Origin of the sequence: Marinovum sp., from assembly GCF_048263515.1 — a bacterium.
GTDB lineage: Bacteria > Pseudomonadota > Alphaproteobacteria > Rhodobacterales > Rhodobacteraceae > Marinovum.
In genome coordinates this window covers 18336-42347 of record NZ_JBLXEC010000020.1, presented here as the reverse complement: position 1 = coordinate 42347, position 24012 = coordinate 18336, and the positions used below count along the sequence as shown (strand labels likewise).

General features: G+C 67.6%; 11 protein-coding genes. All 11 read right to left on the bottom strand.

Features of this window, described 5'->3' with window-relative positions; all coding sequences use genetic code 11:
• Window positions 1-84 precede the first annotated feature (84 nt).
• The 11 genes from ACN0SE_RS16335 to ACN0SE_RS16285 all read right to left on the bottom strand — a co-directional run bounded on the left by ACN0SE_RS16335 (window position 85) and on the right by ACN0SE_RS16285 (window position 23946).
• On the bottom strand, window positions 85-2142 hold the full coding sequence (locus ACN0SE_RS16335) for a M64 family metallopeptidase (RefSeq protein WP_417525603.1): 2058 nt from the start codon (window positions 2140-2142) through the stop codon (window positions 85-87).
• Between the two features lie 30 nt (window positions 2143-2172).
• Complete coding sequence (locus tag ACN0SE_RS16330; protein ID WP_417525602.1) at window positions 2173-2394, bottom strand: hypothetical protein; 222 nt, start codon at window positions 2392-2394, stop codon at window positions 2173-2175.
• Between the two features lie 217 nt (window positions 2395-2611).
• On the bottom strand, window positions 2612-2785 hold the full coding sequence (locus ACN0SE_RS16325) for a hypothetical protein (protein ID WP_417525601.1): 174 nt from the start codon (window positions 2783-2785) through the stop codon (window positions 2612-2614).
• Window positions 2786-2987: 202 nt separating this feature from the next.
• Window positions 2988-8426, bottom strand: a complete 5439-nt coding sequence (locus ACN0SE_RS16320; protein WP_417525600.1) for a heparin lyase I family protein — start codon at window positions 8424-8426, stop codon at window positions 2988-2990.
• A gap of 385 nt (window positions 8427-8811) precedes the next feature.
• A complete protein-coding gene (locus tag ACN0SE_RS16315) occupies window positions 8812-13119 on the bottom strand; it encodes a CHRD domain-containing protein (protein WP_417525599.1) in 4308 nt (1435 codons plus the stop codon).
• A gap of 229 nt (window positions 13120-13348) precedes the next feature.
• Complete coding sequence (locus tag ACN0SE_RS16310) at window positions 13349-16078, bottom strand: calcium-binding protein (RefSeq protein WP_417525598.1); 2730 nt, start codon at window positions 16076-16078, stop codon at window positions 13349-13351.
• Between the two features lie 158 nt (window positions 16079-16236).
• Window positions 16237-17265, bottom strand: coding sequence for a hypothetical protein (locus tag ACN0SE_RS16305; protein WP_417525597.1), 1029 nt, complete (start codon window positions 17263-17265; stop codon window positions 16237-16239).
• Between the two features lie 6 nt (window positions 17266-17271).
• Window positions 17272-18435: a rhamnan synthesis F family protein gene (locus ACN0SE_RS16300; protein ID WP_417525596.1), complete on the bottom strand. Its 1164-nt coding sequence runs from the start codon at window positions 18433-18435 to the stop codon at window positions 17272-17274.
• 80 nt (window positions 18436-18515) lie between these two features.
• Complete coding sequence (locus ACN0SE_RS16295) at window positions 18516-19556, bottom strand: hypothetical protein (RefSeq protein WP_417525595.1); 1041 nt, start codon at window positions 19554-19556, stop codon at window positions 18516-18518.
• Window positions 19557-19647: 91 nt separating this feature from the next.
• Window positions 19648-21702, bottom strand: coding sequence for a CAP domain-containing protein (locus ACN0SE_RS16290; RefSeq protein WP_417525594.1), 2055 nt, complete (start codon window positions 21700-21702; stop codon window positions 19648-19650).
• A gap of 135 nt (window positions 21703-21837) precedes the next feature.
• Entirely contained in the window at window positions 21838-23946 is a 2109-nt protein-coding gene (locus ACN0SE_RS16285; protein WP_417525593.1) for a M10 family metallopeptidase C-terminal domain-containing protein, read from the bottom strand.
• Window positions 23947-24012 lie beyond the last annotated feature (66 nt).

Sequence of the window (24012 nt, the reverse complement as noted above, 5' to 3'; positions counted from 1 at the left end):
CAGGGACGGCCCTTCAACTCATCGGTTCGCGCCCCCTCCGGCGGCTGGCCGCCGTGCCGCAGGGTGGTGGCAGGCGGGGGGCTGTCAGAGAAACACCATCTCGTCGGCGAATTGCAGCGCTTCGATGTTGTTCAGTGTATCGGTGCCTTCGCCGCCGTAGCGCGCGCTGACGGTGGTGACCGCGCCCGCGGTGGTGATGTCGTAATCGCCGCGGCTGCGCTCGAAGACCGCCACGTCCCAGCCCGAGCCGCCGTCGAGCACGTCGTCGTTGCCGCCGCCGGTCAGGTAATCCACCCCGCCATTGCCGAGCAGCGTGTCCTCGCCGTAAAGCCCGCGCAGCACGTTGCGGCCGTTGTCGCCGGTCAGCGCATCGTCAAACGACGAGCCGGTGAGGTTTTCGATCGAGGTATAGAGATCGCGGGCCGCATCGCCGCCGATGCCGCGCCCGAGCAGCAGCGAGGCCTCCACCGCCGCGGAGGCGGCCGAGTAGGCCACCGTGTCCCTGCCCGAGCCGCCATCGTAGCGGTCCTTGCCGCCGGCGCTTCCGACGAACCAGTCATAGCCCCCGAGGCCGCGGAAATCCTCTTCGCCGGAGGCGCCGGAGAACAGGTCGTCGTAGATCGAGCCGGTCACCCGTTCGATGCTGACATAGCGGTCTCCCGCCGCCTGCCCGGCGGTGCCGCGGCCGGCGCCGAGATCGACCGTGACGCCGCTGCCGGCATAGACATAGGAGATCATGTCGCGCCCGGTGCCGCCGTCGAAGTAATCGGCCCCGCCGGAGCCCACCAGCCAGTCGTAATCTCCCAGGCCGCGGATGCGGTTGGCACCGTCGTCGCCGCGGATGAAGTCGCCGAAGATCGAGCCGGTGACATTCTCGATCGATCGCAGCGTATCGGTCTCGCCGGCCGAGACCGCGGTCCGCGCCAGCAGGTTGACCGTCACCCCCTGCGCCAGATCGACATAGGAGACCGCATCGATCCCGCCCTCGCCATCCACCACGTCGCTGCCCGCGCCGGGGGTGAAGAAATCATTGCCGCCGCTGCCGCGGATCATCTCGCCCGCCACCGTGCCGTCGGTGGTGAAGAGCCCCGGGGTATCGGTGATCTCCACCTGCCAGGTGACCGTCTGGCTGAGGCTGCTGCGGTCGAGGCGCACCCAGTCGGTGGTGTCAGAGATGATGGCGGTGACCGTGTAGCTGCCCGTGGCCAGCACCAGGCTGTCGAAATCCAGAATGGCCGAGGTCTCGCCCAGGGTGACGCCGGCCAGGCGCCATTCGACGCTGAAGAGCGCCGGGTCGACCGGCGCCAGCAGGAGCGCGCCGGGATCGGTGACCGAGAGGCTGCCGCCTGCGTGGCTGAAATCATCCAGCGGATCGACCAAGTCGTAGAATTTCAGCACGAAGGCCTCGCGCGCGATGGCGTCGAAGGGGCGGTTCAGGTCGCGCATCTTCGAGCTGTCGGTCGGGCGCCAGACGCCGGTATCGGTATAGAGACCGCCCTCGAAGGCCCCGATGGGCCCGAGGATGCCGTCGTCGTAGCCATGCCAGCGGGCCCATTTCGCGCCGGTTGAATCGAGCGTCACATTGGCCTCCGACGGCTCGCTGCCCGGGGCGGCGCCACTGCCGCCATATTCGTCGGCCAGGTCGACGAAGGAATGGCCCAGCTCGTGCACCGCCACTTCCATCGCATCGGAATTGCCCGCCGCAAAGGCGGCGTAATGGCCGCCGCCACCGCCGTATTTGTCGGAGTTGACCAGAACGAAGCGGATCTCGGGGTCGATCCCGGTGCCGGCCAGCCCCGCCGCCAGCGCCGCATCAGACAGGGCGTCATCGGGATAGAGCAGGCGCTCGGTGACGCCATCGAAGAAGTAGGAGGAATTCAGCGCGGTATCCACCATGGTCCCTGGCGGGATGTCGGCGCCGCTCTCGTTCGAGACTACCTCGACGGCATGGACATTGAAGAAGCTGGAATAGCGGTTGAACGGTTCGGTCAGGGGGTCGCCCGAGAACAGATAGGCCAGCAGGTCGTCGATATGGTCGTAATAGGTGCCGGGGATCTGGGCTTGGGTGTAGCCATCTCCCATCATGATGATGTCGACCCGGTTGTCGGAGGGGCCGGCGTTGGTGACGGTTGTGACGGGCATGGCGTTATCCTCTTGCGGGGAGCGGTGGGCCTATTGCGGATCCTCTGGCAGCGGGGTGGTGGTAGCGGCCGGGGCGATCCGCCCGGCAGGAACATGGCCGTGATACTGTCGCGTCCCGGCCTGGCCGCGGATCTCGCTCCAGCCGCCCGGTGCGCCGGGATGCAGCACCTCGATCACGGCGCCGGCCGGCAGGCGCAGCAGGACGGGCGCCCCGGCATGGGGGGCTGTCCGGACGGCGACCGGCCCGGTCACGCGCGCCATCGGCCGCTCCGGCAGGGGGCCTGAGACGGAATCGGGGCGGTCTGGCGGCGACGGGCTGGCCTGGGCCGTCCCGGCCGTCAGCCCTGCCCCCAGCAGGAGCGCCGGAAGGGCGCGCGCGAGACCCAGGACTCGCGGGGGAGGCGAGAGGACGGGGGGCCATGGCGCCGGCCGCAAGAGCGGCTCTGCAGTGCGCGCAGGGCTGCCGGGCTCACAGGACGACCATGACATCGGCAAACCTGAGCGCCTCGCTATTGGTCAGCAGGTCATAGCCCTCATGGCCGTCGCCGCTGGTTCCGCTGGGAGCGTCTTCCCGGGAAAGGAAATCGTCATCGGTCCCGCCGGCCCGGGAAACGGGGCCTGTCGTGGTCAGAAAAACTGCCATCGTAAAATCTCCGTTTGAAATCGAGGCGGGGGTCATGCGAATACGGTGTGCCAAAAAAAAACGGCTCCCCAAGGCTGAAGGCTTGCATGGACTTGGAATCGAGTCACGGGTTTTCTGGTAGTGCGGCAGGTGGAATTAATGCAGACGGCCGGGCGCGCGGCCCGGCCTTTTCAGCTGTATCGAAAGGCGTCCCGTCTCCGCCTCAGAGGCTCCAGATATCCACATCGCCGTCGTCGAAGCGGAAGTATTCCACGTCGATCAGCCGGTCGGTGCCATCGGTGCCCGTCACGGTCACCTCGTTGCCCGAGCGGGCCAGGGTGTAATCGCCTGCATTGCCGTCAAACAGCGCATAGTCCGAGCCGCCGCCGCCGTCGATCACGTCATTGCCGAGACCGCCCTTGAGGTAATCCACCCCGCCGTAGCCGAAGATGAAGTCGTCGCCCTCGAGCCCGTTGAGCTGGTTGCGCCCCGAGGAGCCGCGCAGCTCGTCGTCGAAACGCGAGCCCACCAGGTTCTCGATCTCGAAGTAGAGGTCGCGCGCCGCCACCCCGCCGGAACCGTAGCCGGTCTCCTGGCCGTTGACGCGGGCGCCGTTCGACAGGTTGGCAATGATCCCGGCGCTGGCGTTGTAATAGGTCACCGTGTCGATGCCGTCGCCGCCGAAATAGCGCTCGCGGCCGCCCTCGGAGGAGACGAACCAGTCGTAATCGCCCAGGCCGCGGAAATCGTTCTCGCCGGCATCGCCGTAGAACACGTCCTGCCGGCCGGAACCGGTGATCCGCTCGATCGAGGTCAGGGTCTGGCCCGCCGCCAGCCCGGTGTTGTTGCCCGGGTTGGCCAGGTCGACGACCAGCCCCGAGGCCTGCGCCCCGCTCGGAGGCAGCCCGTTCGACGAGAAGATATCGGCCACCACGTTCACCGCCGAGGACTGGTAGTCGAGAAAGGACAGCATGTCCTGACCGGTGCCACCGTCGATGGTGTCATTGCCTTCGGTGGCGATGAACCAGTCGTAATCGCCCAGGCCGCGCAGTTCGTTGTCGCCGGCGTCGCCCTTGATGCGGTCGGCATAGATCGTGCCGGTGATGCGTTCGACGTTGCTCAGCTGCAGCTGTTCCGAGCCATCGTGGTTGACCCCGGTGCCGGCACCCAGATCGATGTCGAGGCGATATTCGACATTGGTCCGCCCCGGCGTGTCGGCGAGGTCGAAGAAGCTGACCATGTCGTTGCCGGCGCCGCCGTCGATGGTGTCGGAACCACCGCCCGGCGTGATCCAGTTGTTGTTGGCGGTGCCGTTGATGATCTCGGTCGTGGCCGAGCCGTCTACATTGGTGCCGGTGCCATTGATCACCGGCGTCGCGGAGACCAAGGCCGCGGCCTCGGCAAAGGTCAGGATCTGATCGGCGAACATGAGGAATTCCACGTCCGGGTTGACCAGGTCGGCGCCGTCCGGCCCGTTGAGCGTGATCGCGCCCCCCGAGGCCGGGCTGGCGCCGTAGCTGCTGCTGTCGCCGGCGAAGATGGCGGTGTCGTTGCCGGCGCCGCCGCTCAGCGTGTCATTGCCGGCACCGCCACGCAGCGTGTCGTCGCCCGCCCCGGCATCGAGGCTGTCGTCGCCGCTGCTGCCGAAGAGACCGTCATTGCCGCCGAGACCGGTCAGGGTGTTGTTGCCGGCGTCGCCGATCAGCGCGTCGCGGCCGGCGGTGCCGGGGATCGCCGTGGCGCTGCCGGTGAAGGCCTGGCCGTTGAGTGCGCTCAACTCGGCAAAGGTCAGCGTGCGGTCGGTGAAGCGGAAGCTCTCCACATCGCTCGAGACCGATTGCGTGCCGGTGCCCAGGGTCAGCAGGGCCGAGCTCGCGCCGACGGCGATGCCCACCTGGGTGCTGGCGATGTTGAAAACCGCCGTGTCGCTGCCCGCGCCGCCGAGGATGGTATCGTTGCCCGCGCCGCCCAGTAGGGTGTCATCGCCGCCCTTGCCGTTGAGGAAGTTGTCGCCGGCATCGCCGATGAGGGTGTTGGAGATATCGTTGCCGACCAGCATCAGCCCGGTGGTCGCGCCGGCATCGAGGGCCATCACGGTTTCGATGTCCTGCACCGAGGAAAGCTGCAGGTCGACCACGGTCAGCACCGTGTCATCCCCGTTGCCGCTGCGTTCGTCGATGATGTCGCTGGCATCGCGCAGGATATAGATGTCATCCCCGCCGTAGCCGAACATCGTGTCGCTGCCGCCCTTGCCGTCGAGGATGTTGTCGCCGTCGTTGCCGCGCAGGATCTGGGCATCGTCCGAGCCGGTCAGGTCGAGATCGTTTATCGAAGAGAGGTTGTGGACGCGCAGCTCCTCGATCGCGTCATCGGCGTCGAGATGCACCGAAACGCTGGCCCGCACCGTGTCACTGCCCTGGCCCGCCGTCTCGATGATCTCGGTGTCGGCGGCATCGACGTAATAGACGTCGTTGCCGGTGCCGCCTTCGACCCGGCCGCCGTCGCCGGTGCCGGTGTAGAGCAGGTCGTTGCCATCACCGCCGACCAGGATATCGACCCCGGCGTCGCCGCGCAGCGTGTCGCTGCCGGTGCCGCCCAGCAGCGTGTCGTTGCCCTCGCCGCCATAGGCGATGTCGTTGCCGTCGCCGGCGTCGATGAAATCGGTCCCGGTGCCGCCGGAGAGGCTGTCGTTGTGGTCTCCGCCCGAGAGCGTGTCATTGCCGTCGCCACCGGTCAGCGTGTCGTTCTCGGTGCCGCCGGAGAGGCTGTCATCGCCGCTGTCGCCCTGCAGGCTGTCGGCGCCCGCCTCTCCCAGAAGCGTGTCATTGGCCGCCCCGCCATAGAGCATGTCGTTGCCAGTGCCGCCGCGGATCAGGTCGTCGTTGCTCTGGCCCTGCAGGCTGTCGTCGCCGGCGCCGCCCTCGAGCGTGTCATTGCCGGTGCCGCCGAACAGCGTGTCGTTGCCGGCCTCGCCCGACAGGCTGTCGTGGCCGCTTTCGCCCTGCAGGCTGTCCGCATCGGCGCCGCCCTCGAGCGTGTCGTTGCCGGCGCCGCCGAACAGCGTGTCATTGCCCAGGCCGCCCGCGACCAGATCGTTGCCGGCCTGGCCTTGAAGGCTGTCGGCCCCGTCCTCGCCATACAGGCTGTCGTTGCCGGCATCGCCGAACATTGTGTCATTGCCGGTGCCGCCCAGCATGTGATCTTCGCCGTCGCCGCCCTGCAAGGTGTCGGCGCCGTCCTCGCCCGCGAGCGTGTCGTTGCCGGCGCCGCCGAACAGAAGGTCGTTGCCGGTCCCGCCAAGCAGACTGTCGGAACCGTCTTCGCCTTCCATGCTGTCATTGCCGGCGCCGCCCTGCAGGGTGTCGGTGCCGGTGCCGCCGAACATGGTGTCATCGCCGCTGCCGCCCTCCAGACGGTCGTCGCCGGCTTCGCCCTGCATGCTGTCGTTGTCGCCGTAACCCTGCAGCGTGTCGTTGCCGTCGCCGCCGAACATGGTGTCATTGCCGCCGTCGCCGGACAGGACATCATTGCCGCCGAAGCCCTGCATGCTGTCGTTGCCGCCGCGCCCGACCAGCGTGTTGGCGCCGTCGTTGCCGCGGATTTCATTGTCGATGTCGGTGCCGAAGAGGTCGATCGCTGCGGTGCTGGCCTGATCGGTGGTGTTGAGCACCTCGATCTCGGCCGAGGCGCTGGCCTGGAAGCTGACCGAGGCGCGCACGGTATCGCGGCCCTCGCCCGCGGCCTCGATCACCACATCGCCGGTCTCGGTCACGACATAGCTGTCGTTGCCGTCGCCGCCGCGCATGGTGTCATTGCCCGCGCCGCCTTCGAGCGTGTCGTCGCCGCCCTCGCCCATCAGGCTGTCGTCGCCATCCTCGCCGTAAAGCTGGTTCTCGCCGTCGCCGCCGCGCAGGGTGTCGAGCCCGTCGCCGCCGAACAGCGTGTCGTCGCCGTCGCCGCCGTCGAGGCTGTCGTTGCCGGCCTCGCCTTGCATGCTGTCGGCCCCGGCTTCGCCGCGCAGGGTGTCGTTGCCCGCGCCACCGAACATCGTGTCGTCGCCGGTGCCGCCGGCCAGCGTGTCATTGCCGCCGAACCCCTGCATGAAATCATGGCCGCCGCGCCCGTAGAGCCCGTTGACCCCGTCATTGCCGCGCACCTCGTTGTCCATGTCAGAGGCATAGAGGTTGATCGCGGTGGCGGCGTTCTGATCGATGGTGTTGAGCACCTCGATGTGACCGCCCGCACCGATGTCGAAATTGAAGGCCACGCGGACCGTGTCGCGGCCCTCGTTCGCGTTCTCGATCACGACGTCGGTGAATTCGGTCACCACGTAGTCATCGTCGCCCTCGCCGCCACGCATGGTGTCCGATCCGGCGCCGCCCTCGAGCGTGTCGTTGCCGGCGCCGCCGGTCAGGCTGTCGTCGCCATCCTCGCCATAGACCTCGTCATTGCCGGCGTCGCCGTGCACGGTGTCATTGCCGCCGGAACCATAGACCTGGTCGTTGCCGGCGCCGCCGAAGACCTCGTCGTCGCCGAGGTCGCCCAGCACGCTGTCATCGCCGGCCAGCCCGTGCAGCACGTTGTTGCCGGTGTTGCCCTGGATGACGTTGTTCTTGGCATTGCCGGTGCCGTCGACATCGGCGCTGTCCCAGAGGATCAGGTTCTCGAGATCGTCGTTGAGCGTGTAGGTCACGTAGCTGCGCACTTGGTCGGTGCCGCCCTGGTCGACCCCGCCGGAGCGTTCGTTGACCACATCGCCGGCGTCGTTGACGACGTAGAAGTCGTTGCCCGCGCCACCGTTCATCGTGTCGGCGCCGAAACCGCCATCCAGCGTGTCGTCGCCGGCCAGACCGTTGAGCACCTCGTCTTCCCAGAAGCCGATCTTGTTGGCAACGATCTCGTCATCGCCGGCGGTGCCGTTCATCGCGGGCGGGGTGCCATCGGCGGTGACGGCGAGGTTGCGGAACTGCGCGGCGGCGGTCTCCGAGATCGGGCCGGTGGTGTCGCCCCGGTAGACCCCCATCTGCAGGTAAGGGCCGATCACGTCGTTATACCCCAGCGGGCCGCTGTAATCGACGATTAGCGCGCCGTCGCGATAGACTTTCAGCGCGCCGCCACCGGTGTGGTCGAAGACCACCTCGAAGCGGATGTTGATCCAGGTATCCCGGGGGATCGGATCGGTGTCGAGATACATGGTGTTGGTGGTGGGCGTGTCATAGCCGGGGGTGGTGATCTTGTCGGGGGTGCCGGTGGTCACCGCGTTGGGATCGGTGCGGCCGGCGATCTCGAGCCGGTCGCCGCGCAGTTGCAGCGCCAGCGGCGGGCTGGCGGCGGCATCGATCGTATTGCCGTCGGCGTCTTCATCCTCGGTCTGGTGGAACTGGGCCAGCAGCAGGAATTCCGCACTATTGGACGGGCCGGCCTCGAGCAGGAAATCGAAGTCGACGGTGAATTCCCGTCCGAACTGCATGTGCTTGAGCGAGCCCACCTCGGAGCGGTTCTTGCCCTGCGCCTGGTCATCCTGGGCGGCGGGCAGGGCGGGGTCGTCGTAGTAATCGTCCTGCCGCACTTCGAAACGCATCACGCCGGTCGAGGGTTCGGTATAGCTCCAGGCCTCGCCGGCATTTTTCTTGAAAGAGCTGTCCTGATCAAAAAAGGGCATATGTAGGGTCCTGTGGAATGGCGCGGAAAAAGCACAAACAAACTGCTCGATCGCGTGGCGCGTTGGCCGGTGGCGTTCCTGCCGCAGAATAGAGAACTCGGGTTGAGAAGGAAGTCACTAACCCTATGGAATCCGGCCAGCGTTGCCAAAAAAAACCAGTCGGATTCTACGGAGTTTCGCGGCACGGGGCGCGCGCCTTCACCGGCGCTCCTGGCACAACCCTGGCACGACGTCAAACCGGTGCAGCCCTGGGGGGCGGACGTCGCGACGGGGAGGGTCGGCAGCAGGCCGATTGCAACAGGCAGGCACCCTCGGACCGCGCGCGGCAGGCGAGAGTGTCAGCCTGCTGGTGCAGCCTCGCGCCGGAAAACCGGTTCCTTGGGCCTCAGAGACTCCAGATATCCACCGTCATGTCCTCGAAGCGGAAGTATTCCACGTCGATCAACCGGTCGATGCCGTCGGCGCCGGTGACGGTCACGTTGTCACCCGCGCGGGTCAGGGTGTAATCGCCCGAATTGCCGTTGAAGAGCGCATAGTCCGAGCCGCTGCCGCCGTCGATCACGTCGTCGCCGAGCCCGCCCTTGAGGTAGTCCACTCCGGCGTAGCCGAAGAGGAAGTCGTCGCCCTCGAGCCCGTTGAGCTGGTTGCGTCCCGAAGAGCCGCGCAGTTCGTCATCGAAACGCGAGCCCACGAGGTTCTCGATCTCGAAGTAGAGATCGCGTGCCGCCACGCCGCCCGAGCCGTAGCCGGTCTCCTGGCCGTTGACCCGGGCGCCGTTCGAGAGGTTCGCCACCACCCCGGCTGAGGCGTTGTAATAGGTCACTGTGTCCACGCCGTCGCCGCCGAAATAGCGCTCGCGGCCGCCCTCGGACGAGACGAACCAGTCGTAATCGCCGAGGCCGCGGAAGTCGTTCTGCCCGGCATCACCGAAGAACACGTCCTGCCGGCCCGAGCCGGTGATCCGCTCGATCGAGGTCAGGTCGAGCCCCGCCGCCAGACCAGTGTTGTTGGCGGGATTGGCGAGGTCGACGACCAGGCCGGAGGCCTGCGTGCCCGAGGGCGGCAAGCCGTTCGAGGAGAAGATGTCAGCGATCACGTTGCCGGCGGTCGAGGTGAATTCGACGAAAGACAGCATGTCCTGTCCCGTGCCACCATCGATGGTGTCACTGCCCGGGGTGGCGATGATCCAGTCGTAATCGCCCAGCCCGCGGATTTCGTCATTCCCGTCGGTGCCGCGAATGCGGTCGGCGAAGATCGTCGCCGTGAGCCGTTCGATCCCGGAGAAGGTCACCGTCTCGCTGCCGTCATGGTTGACCCCGGTGCCGGCCGCCATGTCGATGTCCATCCGGTAGTCGGTGTTGCTCCGGCCGGGGGTGTCCGGCAGGTTGTAGAGGCTCAGCATGTCGATGCCGCCCTCGCCGTTCACCGTGTCGTTGCCGCCGCCGGAGTTGATCCAGTCGTTGCCGCCACCGGCGTTGAAGAGCTCGGCCGCGGAGGTGCCGGTCAACAGGTTCGCGGTGTCGTCACCGGTAAAGGTGGGCGTCGCCATCGCCATGGCCTCGGCATAGGTCAGGGTCCGGTCGGTGAACTGCAGCCTCTCGATGTCGTCGCCGACGAAATCCTCCCCCTCGGCCGAGGTGAGTCTCAGGCCCTGGCTGGCGGATTGCACGGTGACCGTCGAGGAGGCCACTCCGAAGGCGGCGGTGTCCGTGCCATCGCCGCCTCGGAGACTGTCGTCGCCCAGGACCCCGGCGAGGGTGTCGTCGCCGCCCAGCCCCAGCAGGGTGTCATTGCCGGAGGTGCCGGTCACGCTGTTGGCGCTGACGTCGGCCGAGGACACGATCTGACCGCGGATCTCGCCGCCGCCGAAGCTGGTGGTGTGGAGGTTGAAATAGAGGTCGAGGTCGGTGCCCGGCGGGGTGGTGCCGAAGGCGGAGGCAAAGGGATCGATGCCTTCGCTGCTTTCCCAGACACCGCTCATCGTCCAGGACCCGTCGGCGTTCAGCGTCGCCGTCAGATCGTCATCGTTCAGGAAGCCGAAGGCGACGCCGCCATTGGCGCCGCGGGCGCCGGTGTGGATATGGGCCGCGGTCACGTCATCGCCGGTCGCTGCGGTGGCGCGGGTCGGGAAGCCGGGCAGCAGCGTGCCCAGGTCCAGCCCGTCGACGGTCAGGCTGTAGGTCAGCGCGCCGGTCGCGGGATCGAAGATCCCGTAGCCCGTGCCGGTGGCGGCGCTGCCGGTGCCTGCGCCGGCATTGGCCTGGGCGCCGTCAAGCGCGAACTGGTGGACCCGTGCCCCCGGGGTCATCGCCATGGCCTCGGCGTAGGTCAGGGTCCGGTCATCGAACTCGATCGATTCGACGTCATTCATGACCGTGATGGTCGCGCCGCCGGTGGTGAGGATCAGGCTGTTGGTGCCCGGCGCGAAGCTCGCGGCCGAGCTGTCGGTGCCGAGCACACGCAGCAGGTCGATGCCGTCGCCGCCCTCGACCGTCTTGGTCTCGCCTGCCACCGGGGTGACATTGAACCGGTCGTCGCCGCTTTCGCCATCCAGCGCGTCATTGCCGGTGCCGCCGTCGAGGGTGTCGTCCCCGCCGCCGCCGTAGAGCTCGTCATCCCCGCCGCGGCCCGACAACTGGTCATTGCCGCCGTTGCCAAGCAGCAGGTTGTCTTCGGCATTGCCCGAAAGGGTGTCGTCATAGGTGTTGCTGCCCCAGACATCCTCGATCGAGGTCAGCGTGTCATTGCCGTCTGCCCCCGAGGCACTGTTGGTCATCAGGTCAACCGATACGCCCCCGTTGGCGGCGACATAGCTGGCGATGTCCCGGCCGGTGCCGCCATCGATCGTGTCATCGCCCCGGTTGCCGCTCAGGTGGTCGTCGTGGGCGCCGCCGCTCAGGTTGTCACCGCCGGCGGAGCCGAACAGCAGGTCGTCGCCGTTGCCGCCGCCCATCGTGTCCGGCGCCGTGCTGTTGTTGCCGTTGGGATCGTCAGAGGCAAAGAGCACGTCGTTGCCATCCTGGCCGTACAGCTCGTTGCTTCCGGTGCTGCCGGTCAGCGTGTCGTTGTGATCACCGCCGTTGACGTTCTCGATGTCGCTCAGCGTATCGGCCCCGTCGGCCCCGCCGGCAAGACCCGTGGCCAGGTTCACCGTGACCCCGCCGGAGGCATATCTGTAGCTGGCGGTGTCGGAGCCCGCGCCACCGTCGATGACATCGTTGCCACGGTGGCCGCGGATGAAGTCATTGCCATCTTGGCCGCGCAGCGTGTCATTGCCGTTGGACCCGTAGATCGCGTCGGCGCCGCCGCCGGCTTCGATCGAATCCTGGTCGACGGTTCCGCTTGCGTCGGTGGAGGTGCTGCCGCGCAGGGTTTCGCTGTCGGCTCCGCCCTGGATCGAGTCGTTGCCGGCACCGCCGAAGACATCGTTAAAACCATTGCCGGCGTAGATCACGTCATTGCCGCCCCGCCCCTCGATCGTGTCATTGCCGTCCAGGCCAAAGAAGGAATCATCGCCCGTGCTGCCCGAGAGAATGTCGTCGAAATTCGTACCGACGGCCTGTTCGATGCTGATCAGGAGGTCGTTGCCGTCCCCGCCGGAGGCCGAGCCCGCATCAAGGTCCACCGTGACGGCCGCCGTGGCCTGCGAGTAATTGGCCAGGTCGTTGCCCGCACCGCCATCGAACGTGTCGTTCCCGCCCCTGCCGCGGAAGACATCGAACCCGCCGCCGCCCTCGAGGCGATTGGCATTCTCGTCGCCATACAGCATGTCGTCGAACGCCGACCCGATGATGCCTTCGATGTCGCTGCCCAGGTGGTCGCTGCCGGCGGCGCCGGAGGTGCTGCCCCCGCTGGTGATGGCGAGATCGACGACGACCGCGCCGGGAGCCGAGGCGTAGGAGGCCAAGTCGAAGCCGGCGCCGGCGAAAATGGTGTCGTCGCCGAGGCCCCCCTCGACGATGTCGTCGCCCTCGTCACCGAGCAGGATGTCGTCGCCGGCTTCGCCGTGCAGCCTGTCGTGACCGGGGCCGCCGAACAGGTAGTCCTGGCCGGGACCGCCGATGAGCGTATCGTTGCCGCCCTCGCCATAGATCCGGGCGCCCTCGCCGCCGGGGCCCCTGATCAGGTCATCCTGACTGCGGCCCTTGACCTGAAAGGAATTGTCTTCAAGACCGCGGAAATTGACGATTTCCACGCTGGACAGGTCGGTGGAGGCGGTTTCGACCTGGATCTGCACGGTGATGTTGTGATTCTGGGGCGCGTTATTGAAGCCGCCGCCATCCACGCGGGCAAAGTGGAAGTCCGACCGGTCTATCGAGATCAGGTTGGTGGCATTGCTCCCGCCGTTGAAGCCGACGCGAAGCTCTTCGACCGCGACGAACTGAACCCCCATTGCCGACCAGTCCCAGTATGCGGAGCCGGTGTAGTTGTCGACGTTGAAATGGAAAACGTCATGGCCGGCGCCGCCGTCATACAGCTCGCCGGTCAGGGTCAAATCCGAGACCCCGCCAGGACTGTCGCCGACATACAGCGTGTCATTGCCATCCCCGCCGAACAGGGAATCCGTTCCCCCGGGTCCCGAAACACTGTCCCAGCCGATGAGAAAATCGTCGCCCCCGAGACCGAAGACGCGATCATTCCCGGACCCGCCGCGCACGGTTTCACCGAGATTCGTGCCGAAATAGTCAGCCATCATGTTCCCCTGTTCGGAAATTGTCTTGTTTCAAGCAAATCGCGCGGCTGCCGCAGGCGACAGCCGTTTCGAAGAACAATGTGACTTTTTAATAACTTATTGAGTTTACACTATTTTTGGCAAAGGCGCAACGCAGGGAAGCGGGCGGCGCCGGGGCGCGCCGGCGCGGCGGTGTGGGTTCGTCCCGGTTTTCAGATCCTTAGGCAGGCGCTTGCGCGGCCGGGGCCGGTCACAGGCTCCAGATGTCCAGGGTCACGTCGTCGAAGCGGAAATACTCCACGTCGCGCAGCTGATCGGTGCCATCGCGGCCCGAGATCCGGACCGTATCGGTGCCGGTCCGGGTCACGCTGTATCCAGCGCGGTCGCCGTCGAACACCGCGTAATCCGAGCCCGACCCGCCGTCGATCATGTCATCGCCGCGGCCGCCGGTGATGTAGTCCACCCCGCCATTGCCGAAGACAAAATCGTCGCCCGCCAATCCGCGCAGCTGGTTGCGGCCGTGATCGCCGGTCAGGGTGTCGTCGAAGCCGGTGCCGCCGAGGTTCTCGATCGAGGTGTAGAGATCGCGCGCCGCATCGCCGGCCGAGCCGTAGCCACGCAGCAGCGAGGCCGAGACCGCGGCGTTCGAGAGGTAGTATGCCACTGTGTCCTGGCCGGCGCCCCCGTCATAGCGTTCGCGCCCGCCCGACGAGCCCACGAAGGTGTCGTAGCCGCCGAGGCCGCGAAAGTCGTTCTGGCCCGCGTCGCCGTAGAACAGGTCGGCATGGCCCGAGCCGGTGACCCGCTCGATGCCGACATAGCTGTCGCCATCGGCCAGCCCCCGGGTGCCGCGCCCGGCGCCGAGATCGACGGTGACGCCGCTGCCGGCCTCGACATAGGAGATCATGTCGCGCCCGGTGCCGCCGTCATAGGCATCCTGCCCCCAGGTGCCGACGAACCAGTCGTAATCGCCCAAGCCCCGCAGTTCGTTGCTCGCGCCATCGCCACTGATCCGGTCGGCATAGATCGTGCCGGTCACCCGCTCGATGTTGCTGAGCAGGGTGGTTTCGGCGCCGTCATGGCTCAGGGCGCGGCCGGTCGACAGGTTGATGTCGAGCCGGTAGTCCAGATTGCTCCGCCCCGGCGTGTCGGCGAGATCGACGAAGGAGACCATGTCGTTGCCGGCGCCGCCGTCGATGACGTTGCTGCCGCCGCCGGGGGTGATCCAGTCGGCGCCGGCGCCGGCGGTGATGGTGTCATGTCCGGCGCCGCCGGAGAGGTTGTTGGCGCCGCCGCTGCCGGTGAGCAGGTCGTTGAAGGCCGAGCCGATCAGCGCCTCGACATTGCTGAGCATGTCGCCCGTCGCGGCGCCGCCGTTGTTGGCATTGCGGCTCAGGTCCACCCGGACCGCGGCCGGTGCCGCCCGGTAGCTCAGGGTGTCGAAGCCCAGGCCCCCGTCGATGGTATCGGCATGCAGGCCGGCCTCGAAGAAATCATTGCCGGCGCCGCCGGTCTGCGGCAACGGCTGCGGGATCAGAACGTGATCGGCCGCCAGCGCCAGCGCATCGCGCAGCTGGTGATAGCGCAGCGGCGTGCCGTCATGGGTGAAAAGCGTCAGCTCCTCGCCCGCCACCGTCAGCACCGCCCCGCCAGAGGTCATCCGGTAGCCCAGCGCCGAGATGTCATGCACCATGTCGAAGGCGCCGAGGTCGAGCAGGTCCTCGCGGCGGTCGAAATCGCCGATCCGGTCGTCATCGCCATCCGGGGCGAAGACGAAGACATCCGCCCCGGCCCCGCCCCAGAGCGTGTCTTCGCCGGCCCCGTCAAGCAGCACGTCATTGCCGGCGTCGCCGCGCAACAGATCGCCGCCGCCCGCCGCGGTCAGCACGTCGTTGCCCGCGGTGCCGTTGCGGCCCGTCGCGGTCAGCCCCAGCGCGCTGCTGTCCAGCCGGAAGCGGCTCAGCCCGCCGTCGCCGCTGCTCAGCACGAAGAGGTCGACGGTGCCGTCGGCATGGGTGGCAAAGCGCATCCCGGTCACCCCGTCGAGCGCGGTGGCCGCCGTGTCGACAAGGGTTTCGCGGTGCAGCAGCCGGCCGCCGGGCAGCATCTGCATCAGGGTGATGCCGCCGTCGTTGCCGGCCACGGCCACCAGCGCCAGATCGCCCTGGACGTGGGTTTCGACCACCGCCGCCCCGGAAAAGCGGGTGTCGAGACTGTCGTTGACCTGGTCGCGGAACTCCAGCGTGCCGGCCGAGACCTCGAGCACGGTCAGGGACGAGGTGCCATGGGCGGTGACCAGGACATAGCTGCGGCCGTCCACCGCGACCGAGGTCATGGCGGTGGGGGTGGTGAGCGGCAACTGCTGGTCAAAGCCGAAGGAGGTGCCGTGGCTCAGCCGCCCGTCCGAGCCGATGGTGTAGAGGCTGACGCCGTTCTCCTGCGCCGAGGCAGTGATCAGCCATTCCTGCCGGCCATGGTCCACCGCCGTCATCGCCGTGACATTGCGCAGGTGGCTGCTGACGGTATCGCCGAGGATCTGCCGCGGGGTCAGGGTGCCGTCGTCCGACAGCGCATAGACCTCCAACCCGTAGCCGGATTTGCGCGCCAGGTAGAGATAGCACTGACCGGCCACCATGGCCGAGGCCAGGGTGGTGCAGTTGCCGTAGAAGCTGCTGCCGTCGAGATAGCCGGTGCCTTCATCGGGCTGGTCGGCCAGCCGCTGCAGCGTGGCCCGGTCCAGGGTCCGGGTGGAGCCCTTGAAATCGAAGCTCACCTTGTCGGGGCCGCCCGAGCGGGTGTCGAGGCTGAAATCCCCGGCCCGCAGCGTGCCGGCGTCCAGCGCGGCGCGGGCCAGCGTCTCGCTCACCGGGTCGTGGATCAGAAGGGCGCCATTCGCCGGATCGATCTCCAGCCGGGCCAGCGCGCTCAGGTTCGGCAGCGCCGCCGAGAACAGGGTTTGGGAATGGGTCAGATAGGGCACGGCCACCTCCGGCTCGCAGGTTGTTTCGCGAGCAGAAGATGCGGGCCGAAAGGGGGGTCAGCCGGAGCGGAATAGGGGCGAGGTTGCGACCTTTCGGACGGCTTTTAGATGTATTCTATGTGCTGGTCTGTCCTGTGCCGGGCGTGGCCCGACCGCCGTCAGGGTAGTATCCGGCGCAGCCCGGACTTCTCCTGGCGGGGCATGTGATAGACCGCTTGGGCGATCTCCATCCAGGCCCTGTCGTCCAGGTTGTCGCGAAAGACCAGCTCCTCGGGCTCGCTACCTTCGTCGAAGGTGAAGCCCGGCTGAACCGGCTGGACTTGGGCGGCGAGCGTCTGATTGCCGTGGCGAAAGCGTTCGCGCAACTTGCGGTATTCGTGCCGCGCCAGCACGGTGCGCGGCCGGCCGCAGATCCGGTCGAGGGCTTCGGACAGGTAGCCGACCAGCTCGGCCGGGGGCGGGCGGGTGGCGTCGCCGGTCACCCCACCGGCCACGAAGAGCGCCAGCGGATCGGGCGAGATATTGGCCTCTTTGCGGCTGGGCGGAACCAGCGTCGCGGCGGCGACATCCACCTCTAGAAGGTCGAGGAACATGCCGACGACGCCGTCCGGGTGGCGCGCGAAACTGGCGTAATCCATCAGGTGGATCTGCTCGGGAGCGAAGCCGGTGAGCAGGTCCTGGTAGACCATGCCGTGATCGATCGGCACGCCCTTGGCGCGGCGCTCGTCGAAGACGATGCGCATGAAGGCCCAGATGCTGGGCATGTGGTTCATCTTCGAGATCTGCGCCCAGACCGAGGGCACCAGGTCGACCTGGCGCCGCATGGTGTAGACGATCTGCACCTCCTTGAAGACGCTCAGGCGTTCCGCCAGTTCGCCCATGTCGACCTTCGCCGGAAAGCAGCGGGTGAAGTTCTCGGCCGTGAGGAAGAGCGTCCCGGGGCGGGCGGCATAGGTGACGACCAAATCCTGCCACAGGCCTTCAGGACCGCGGGCGCCATAAAAGCTGTCGGGGATGTCGCGGATGTCCAGCCAGGGAGCGGCCAGGGCGTGATGCGCGTTGTTCGGGCCGATATGGGGATAGTAGAGGCCCGCCCGCTCCAGCATGTCCCGGTTTCGGTGAAAGGCCCCCTGGAGGTAGCTGGTTGCCGTCTTATGGGCGCCGATATGAAGCACAACTTTCGCCATGGGGCGCTAGTGTCCAATTTTGCCTGCGGTGTCCAGCCCCGGCGGCAGCGCCCCGGGCCGGTCCAGCGTGCGTGACGTGCAGGGCACGCGCCCCGCCGCGATCGTCAGCGCTCCCATCAACCGCTCCACCGCATGGGCCGTGGTGCCCTCGACCAGCGCCTGCTCGGGCTCGAAATCCTCCGGGGTGAGGCGCAGGCGCGCCAGCTTTGCTAGGACGGCGGCCCGCGCCCAGTAGATCGAGCCGGCGGGAAAGCACAGGGGGCCGGGCGGCAGGGCCGCGCCGCTGCGGGCCAGAAGTGCCTCGGCCCGGGGCCGGTTGCCCCCCCACCAGCTGTCGCCCTCGTGCAGATGCCCGTCGGCGACCCAGATGCCGGCCCGGGGGTGGGCGAGAAACCGCTCGAGGCGCGCCGCGGTCTCTGCCGGATCGCCCAGCACCCCGGCCACCAGCGCCCGCCGCCAGGCATCGCCGTCGGCGCGGTGCGGCGATTTCTTGCTGTGCAGCTTTAGCACCGCCCGGTAGGGCGCCAGCCCCCCGGCATTGACCAGATGTGCGAAGGGCAGGATATCGCGCCCGTGATTGGGCATCTGCCAGATCCGCGCAGCGGGAAAGGCCGCGCGGATACGGGTCTCCAGCGCCGCGCCCGCGCCGGGGGGCAGGTCGCCGCGGCGGGTGATGGTGACGTGAAGGTCGAAGGCGAACTGCTGGGCCTCGAGCGCCGGTGCGATCTCCTCCCAGAACTCGGGGTAATAGAGATGCAGCGCCACCGCCACCGGGGCGGTCCCGGCCGCGGGGTCGGGCGGGGCGATGTCGGGAAAGACCGGCACCCCCTCGGAGGAGGGCGCCGCCAGCACCATGCGACGCTCGGCGCGGCCGGTCTCGATGTAGTGTAGGAAGGGGCGGGTTTCGCCCGCCAGATCGGGATTGTGGAACAGATAGGCGCGCGGCGAGAAGCCGGGATTGGGGCAGGTGCCGTTGCGCTCTCCCAGCTGCACGTAGTGGCGTTCGGGCCAGATCCGGAACAGCCACTTCAGCCGCGCATTGCTGCGCAGGTAGAAGTCGCGGTCGAACAGTCCGCTGGACTGGATCCGGGCCAGGTAGTGGCGGTCAGCGGCGGTCGGGAAAAGATAACGCAGGACCGTCGATGCCTTGCGCCGGAAGATCTGCAGCATTCTGATCGCATCCGTTTTGGACCTCGTACCAGAGCCGGCGGGGCGCGACAATCCGGGCCGGGCCTGTCACCGTTGCCCCGTCACCCGCCGCCGCGGGCCGCCACCGCCGAGACCGCGGCGCTCCGGGCCGCCTGCACGCCCTGCCGGGCGCTGTCGGCCAGCCGGTGGGCGAAATCCTCGGCAAACAGGTCCCCCTGCTGCAGGAACGCCGGGGCCGCCGTCAGCTCATGGAGCTGATAGAGCTGCCGCATCGCTCGGTTGGGCAGGTAGTCCCCCTTGCGCCAGAGGTCGAGCGCATAGAGGCTGCGCAGCCCGGGGCGCCGGAAACAGGCGGCATAGGCCTCCATCGTGGTGGCGCCGGCCTGCACGAGGGGCAGGAAGGCCGGGTCCTCCAGCCCCAGCTCATGCAGCGCCAGCACGGCAAAGACATGCCCGTTCTTGACCCGCGTGGAGCCTCCGGCGGGCCGGGGGTATTCGTCGAACCACAGGTATCCGTGGCGGTCGCGCAGGGTGATCCAGCGGTCGGGCGGCACCGTTCCCGCGGCATGGATGCGGCGGAAGGCCCGGCCATAGGCCGCCCGGTCGCCTGCAGTTCCGGCAAGCGGTGCTAGCTGCCCGCAGGCCAGGATGGCAAAGGCATTGGCAATCGCGCTCACCCAGGGCGCCGGCGGGATCACCGGATCGACGGGGTCGTCGAAGCGGTTCTCGATAAAGGCCGCATCGCCGTCATGGACGGTGAAGTCGCGCATGCGCCCGGCCAGCTGCCGGGCGATCCTCTCGATGCCATCCTGCCGGGCCAGGTCGGCTCTGGCTTCGCTGACGCGGCGCAGGGCGATGGCATTGCGCCACAGCCGCACCGGCTGAAACGGCTGTCGGGTGGCATAGGCCTCCTCCCAAGGGAAGGGCAGGGCCTGTTCCAGCGGCAGGGTCGGATCTGGGGTCCAGCCTGCGGGGACATCCACGGCAGGATGCTGGCTCGACACCACCTTCGCGGCGAGGGGGTAGCGGCGAATCAGCACCGGCGCTGACAGGCCGGCAAGCTGCGCCGGCCCGGCCCCCTCTGGCCGCGAGGGCCGCCGGTTGCCGAGGCTCCGGACAATGCGCCACTCGCGCCCGACCAAGAACCCGGCACGGGCCAGGCCTTGGTGCAGCCGGGCGAGCAGGCGCTTGGCGCCCTGTGCCCGGCCGCGGTGCCATCGCGCGAGGGCGCGCCTAGAGGCTCCAGATATCCACATCGCCGTCGTCGAAGCGGAAGTATTCCACGTCGATCAGCCGGTCGGTGCCATCGGTGCCCGTCACGGTCACCTCGTTGCCCGAGCGGGCCAGGGTGTAATCGCCTGCATTGCCGTCAAACAGCGCATAGTCCGAGCCGCCGCCGCCGTCGATCACGTCATTGCCGAGACCGCCCTTGAGGTAATCCACCCCGCCGTAGCCGAAGATGAAGTCGTCGCCCTCGAGCCCGTTGAGCTGGTTGCGCCCCGAGGAGCCGCGCAGCTCGTCGTCGAAACGCGAGCCCACCAGGTTCTCGATCTCGAAGTAGAGGTCGCGCGCCGCCACCCCGCCGGAACCGTAGCCGGTCTCCTGGCCGTTGACGCGGGCGCCGTTCGACAGGTTGGCAATGATCCCGGCGCTGGCGTTGTAATAGGTCACCGTGTCGATGCCGTCGCCGCCGAAATAGCGCTCGCGGCCGCCCTCGGAGGAGACGAACCAGTCGTAATCGCCCAGGCCGCGGAAATCGTTCTCGCCGGCATCGCCGTAGAACACGTCCTGCCGGCCGGAACCGGTGATCCGCTCGATCGAGGTCAGGGTCTTGCCGTAGGACAGGTTCGCCACGTTGTTGGAATTGGTGAAATCCACCACCACGCCGGTCGCGTCGAAGGCACTTGGCGGCGCTCCGTTCGAGGAGAAGATATCGGCGACGACATTCGCCTGGCTGCTGTCCCATTCGATGAAGCTGACCATGTCCTGGCCGGAGCCGCCGTCATAGGTGTCAAAGCCGGTCGTTGCGACGATCCAGTCATAGTCCCCCAGACCGCGGATTTCATCATTTCCGTCGGTGCCCCGGATCCGGTCGGCGAAGATCGTCCCGGTGACGCGTTCGATATTCGAGAGGTCGATGGCCTCGGCGCCATCATGGCTGACCGCCGTGCCCGCCGCCATGTCGATGTCGAGCCGGTAGTCGGTATTCGTGCGCCCCGCCGTGTCGGGCAGGTCGAAGAAGGACAGCATGTCGCGGCCGGCGCCGCCATCCACGGTGTCGGAGCCGCCGCCGGGGGTGATCCAGTCGTCTCCGCCAAGTGCGTTGATCACCTCGGCCCCCGTCGTGCCGGCAAGCTGATCGGCCCCTTCGGTCGGGAGAGAACGCGCATCGGCGGCGAAACCGTCGCGCTTGAGGTTCTCCGTTCCCATGGTGATCTGCTGTTCGATCACCCCGGTCAGCGCTCCGCCGGAGAACCGCAAGGTATAATCGCCCGGGCCCAGCGCCAACTGGTAGCCGCCGGCGTCCCAGGTGGTGGTGCTGGCGACGGTCGCGCCGCCCTGCAGCAGGGTGACCGAGATCCCCCCCAGCCCCTCGCCGGCGTCATAGAACCGGTCGCCGTCGGCATCCTGCAGGACCACGCCCAGAAGCTGCGGCTCATAGTTCCAGCGATTGCCGAAATTCTGTGTCACCACGTAGGGGCCGACGCTGGTGGCGGGGTCGCTCTCGGCCAGGACGCCGATGCCGACCTCGGTGTAGGAGGCAGAGAGGATCGTGTCGCGGTGACCGGCCGGGTCCTGCATGCCGTCGCCGCGCGCCTGCCAGTCGGCAAGGAGCTGGGTGCCGTTGAAATCCTCGGCGTCGTAGCCCCAGTCGATCACGAAGCCGGCGTGGGCATCGCTCGCCCCGGGGGCATAGGCATAGACATTCTCGGCCCAGGCGCGGGCGTTGGCATAGCCCGCATCGGCGATCCGCCGGCCCAGCGGCGCCTCGCCGCTGACCTGGTGGGATTGCTCGTCGGCGGCAATCAGCGCGGCGCTGTGCCCCTCGGCGGCGCTGGCCAGAGCGTCGTTCCAGGCCAGGGGCGCCACCGCGGAAAAGGCCGCGAGCTGGTCGTGAAAGGCCTGGGCATCGACGTTGAAGTAGCGCAGGGCGCTGGTGAGCGCGGCGCTGGTGCCGGTCTGGCTCGCGATGTCGGCGATCCACTGGGCAGGCTCACCTGCGGGATCGGCCCGGGCCCGGTTGAGCAGTTCCAGCAGTTCCTGTTCGAAGGCAGTGGGTTGGGGCATCGGGCGCCTGTCTTGGTTGTACGTCGGTTCCCCTTGGTATCGCAGGAAAGCGGCAACGAGAAGTTACGGGCGTCCGATTTTTTTTGATCGTGACGAGACGGGCTCGCGGGGGGCACGCGGTTTCCCGCCCGCGCCTCAGAGCATGAAATAGCCGTCAGAGAAGATCGCCACCTCGACATCGGTCAGCCTGTCGGTGCCGTCGGCGCCGCCGCCGTTGTGGCGGATCGTGGTGGTGGGCCCCGAGGTGCTGATGCTGTAATCGGCCCGCGCGCCTTCGTAGACCGCATAGTCCCAGCCCGCTCCGCCGTCGATCATGTCGTCGCCGCGCCCGCCGGTGATGTAGTCCACCCCGCCGTTGCCGAAGATGAAATCGTCGCCCGCCAGTCCGCGCAGCTGGTTGCGGCCGTGATCGCCGGTCAGGGTATCGCCGAGGCTGGTGCCGCCGAGGTTCTCGATCGAGGTGTAGAGATCGCGCGCCGCATCGCCCGCCGAGCCGTAGCCGCGCAGCAGCGAGGCCACCACTCCGGCGCCGGAGAGGTAATATGCAACCGTGTCCTGGCCCGATCCGCCGTCATAGCGCTCGCGCCCGCCGGATGAGCCCACGAAGGTGTCATAGCCGCCGAGCCCGCGAAAGTCGTTCTGCCCTGCGTCGCCGAAGAACAGGTCGGCATGGCTCGAGCCGGTGACCCGCTCGACAGCGACGTACCGGTCGCCATTGGCCTGTCCGCGCGTGCCCTGCCCTGCCCCGAGGTCGACCGTCACCGCGCCCGGCGCCGAGACATAGGAGATCATGTCACGCCCGTTGCCGCCGTCGATGACGTCATTCCCCCAGGAGCCGACGATCCAGTCGTAATCGCCGAGCGCGCGGATTCGATTGCTGTTGCCGTCGCCTTCGATCAGGTCGCCGAAGATCGAGCCGGTGACATTCTCGATGCCGTCGAGCATGTAGCTGTCCCCGCCGGAGCTGGCCGAGAGTGTGCGCAGGCTGGCATTCACCGCCTGGGCCAGGTCGACGAAGCTCACCATGTCGCTCCCAGACCCGCCGAGCACGGTGTCGTTGCCGGCCCCGGGCGTGATCCAGTCGTCGCCGATCTCGCCCGAGAGGCGGTCGTCGCCGGCGCCGCCAGAGAGGGTGTCGTTGCCGCTGCCGGTGCGGATCACATTGGCCACCTGGTTGCCGGTCACGACGTCGTTGCCGGTGCCGGTCAGCACGTTCTCGATCAGCGAGCGCAGGTCACCCTGGTAGAGATAGGGGTTGGCTACATTGCCGCGGGCAAACTCCGCGGGACCGGAATGGCCGAGGTTGAGCTGCGACAGCTGGGCGGTGGAGAAGGCACTGAACTGGCCGGGGCGCAGGTCGACGGACTGGTCGTTGGCATAGTTGGAGAGATTGAACGTGTCGGTGCCGCCGCCATCCCAGATGGTGATCAGGATTTTGGCGTTGTAGGAGGCGCCGAAGCTGAAGCCGTCCACCGACATCGCCCCGGTGGCGGGATCGAAGGTATAGGTGTTGTCGCCCATGTTCGAGCCGGGGCCGAAATTTGCGCCGTAGAGATGTTGCAGGGCGGCCACGTCGTTCATCATGTAGGTCCAGGGATATTCCTCTTGGCCCGAGGCTCCCGAAGCCAGCGAGCTGCCGATATGGCTGCTGTAGGTCATGACCGAGAATTCCTGCGAATTCTGGTCGGCCGGCAGGGCCGGCATGGTGACCGACTGGTCCTGCGACCAGGGCTGGGTGGCATGGCCGTGCTTGAGCCCGAGCGAATGGCCGACCTCGTGCAGGAGCCCGGCGGCATACTGGAACGACCCCAGCACCGGGTTGGAATACTGCCCCAGGGTGAACCAGTTGTCGCCCTGGGCATGGGCGGGCACGAGATGCGGATCGGGCGGGTTGGCCTCGGCCGAGCCGCGACCGCCGGGGATGTGCAGGCCGGGGGTGAAATGGCCCTGGCCATAGTCGATCCGCGTGGCCTGGGCAAAGCGCAGGTTGCCGGTGCCGTTGGGATCGCCCGAGAAGGACAGGTCGGTGAAGACGCCCAAGTTGTTGAGGCCGAAATTGACGATCTGATTGGCCTGGAACTGCGTGAAGGCGGTGTAATTCTCTGCCGCGACATAGCCTTGGTAGGCGGCGGCCGCCTGTTGCTGGCTGGGGAAGCTGACGGTCAGATGGGTGGAATCCCATTTCCACCCCCAGAGAATGCCGTCGATGCTGGGGTTTCCGGTCAGGGGGACAGCCGTGGGCATGGGGGCCTCTTGTGCGATGAAATAGGGTTGTTTCAAATGAAACATGCAGGCGCGGGCACCGGCGTA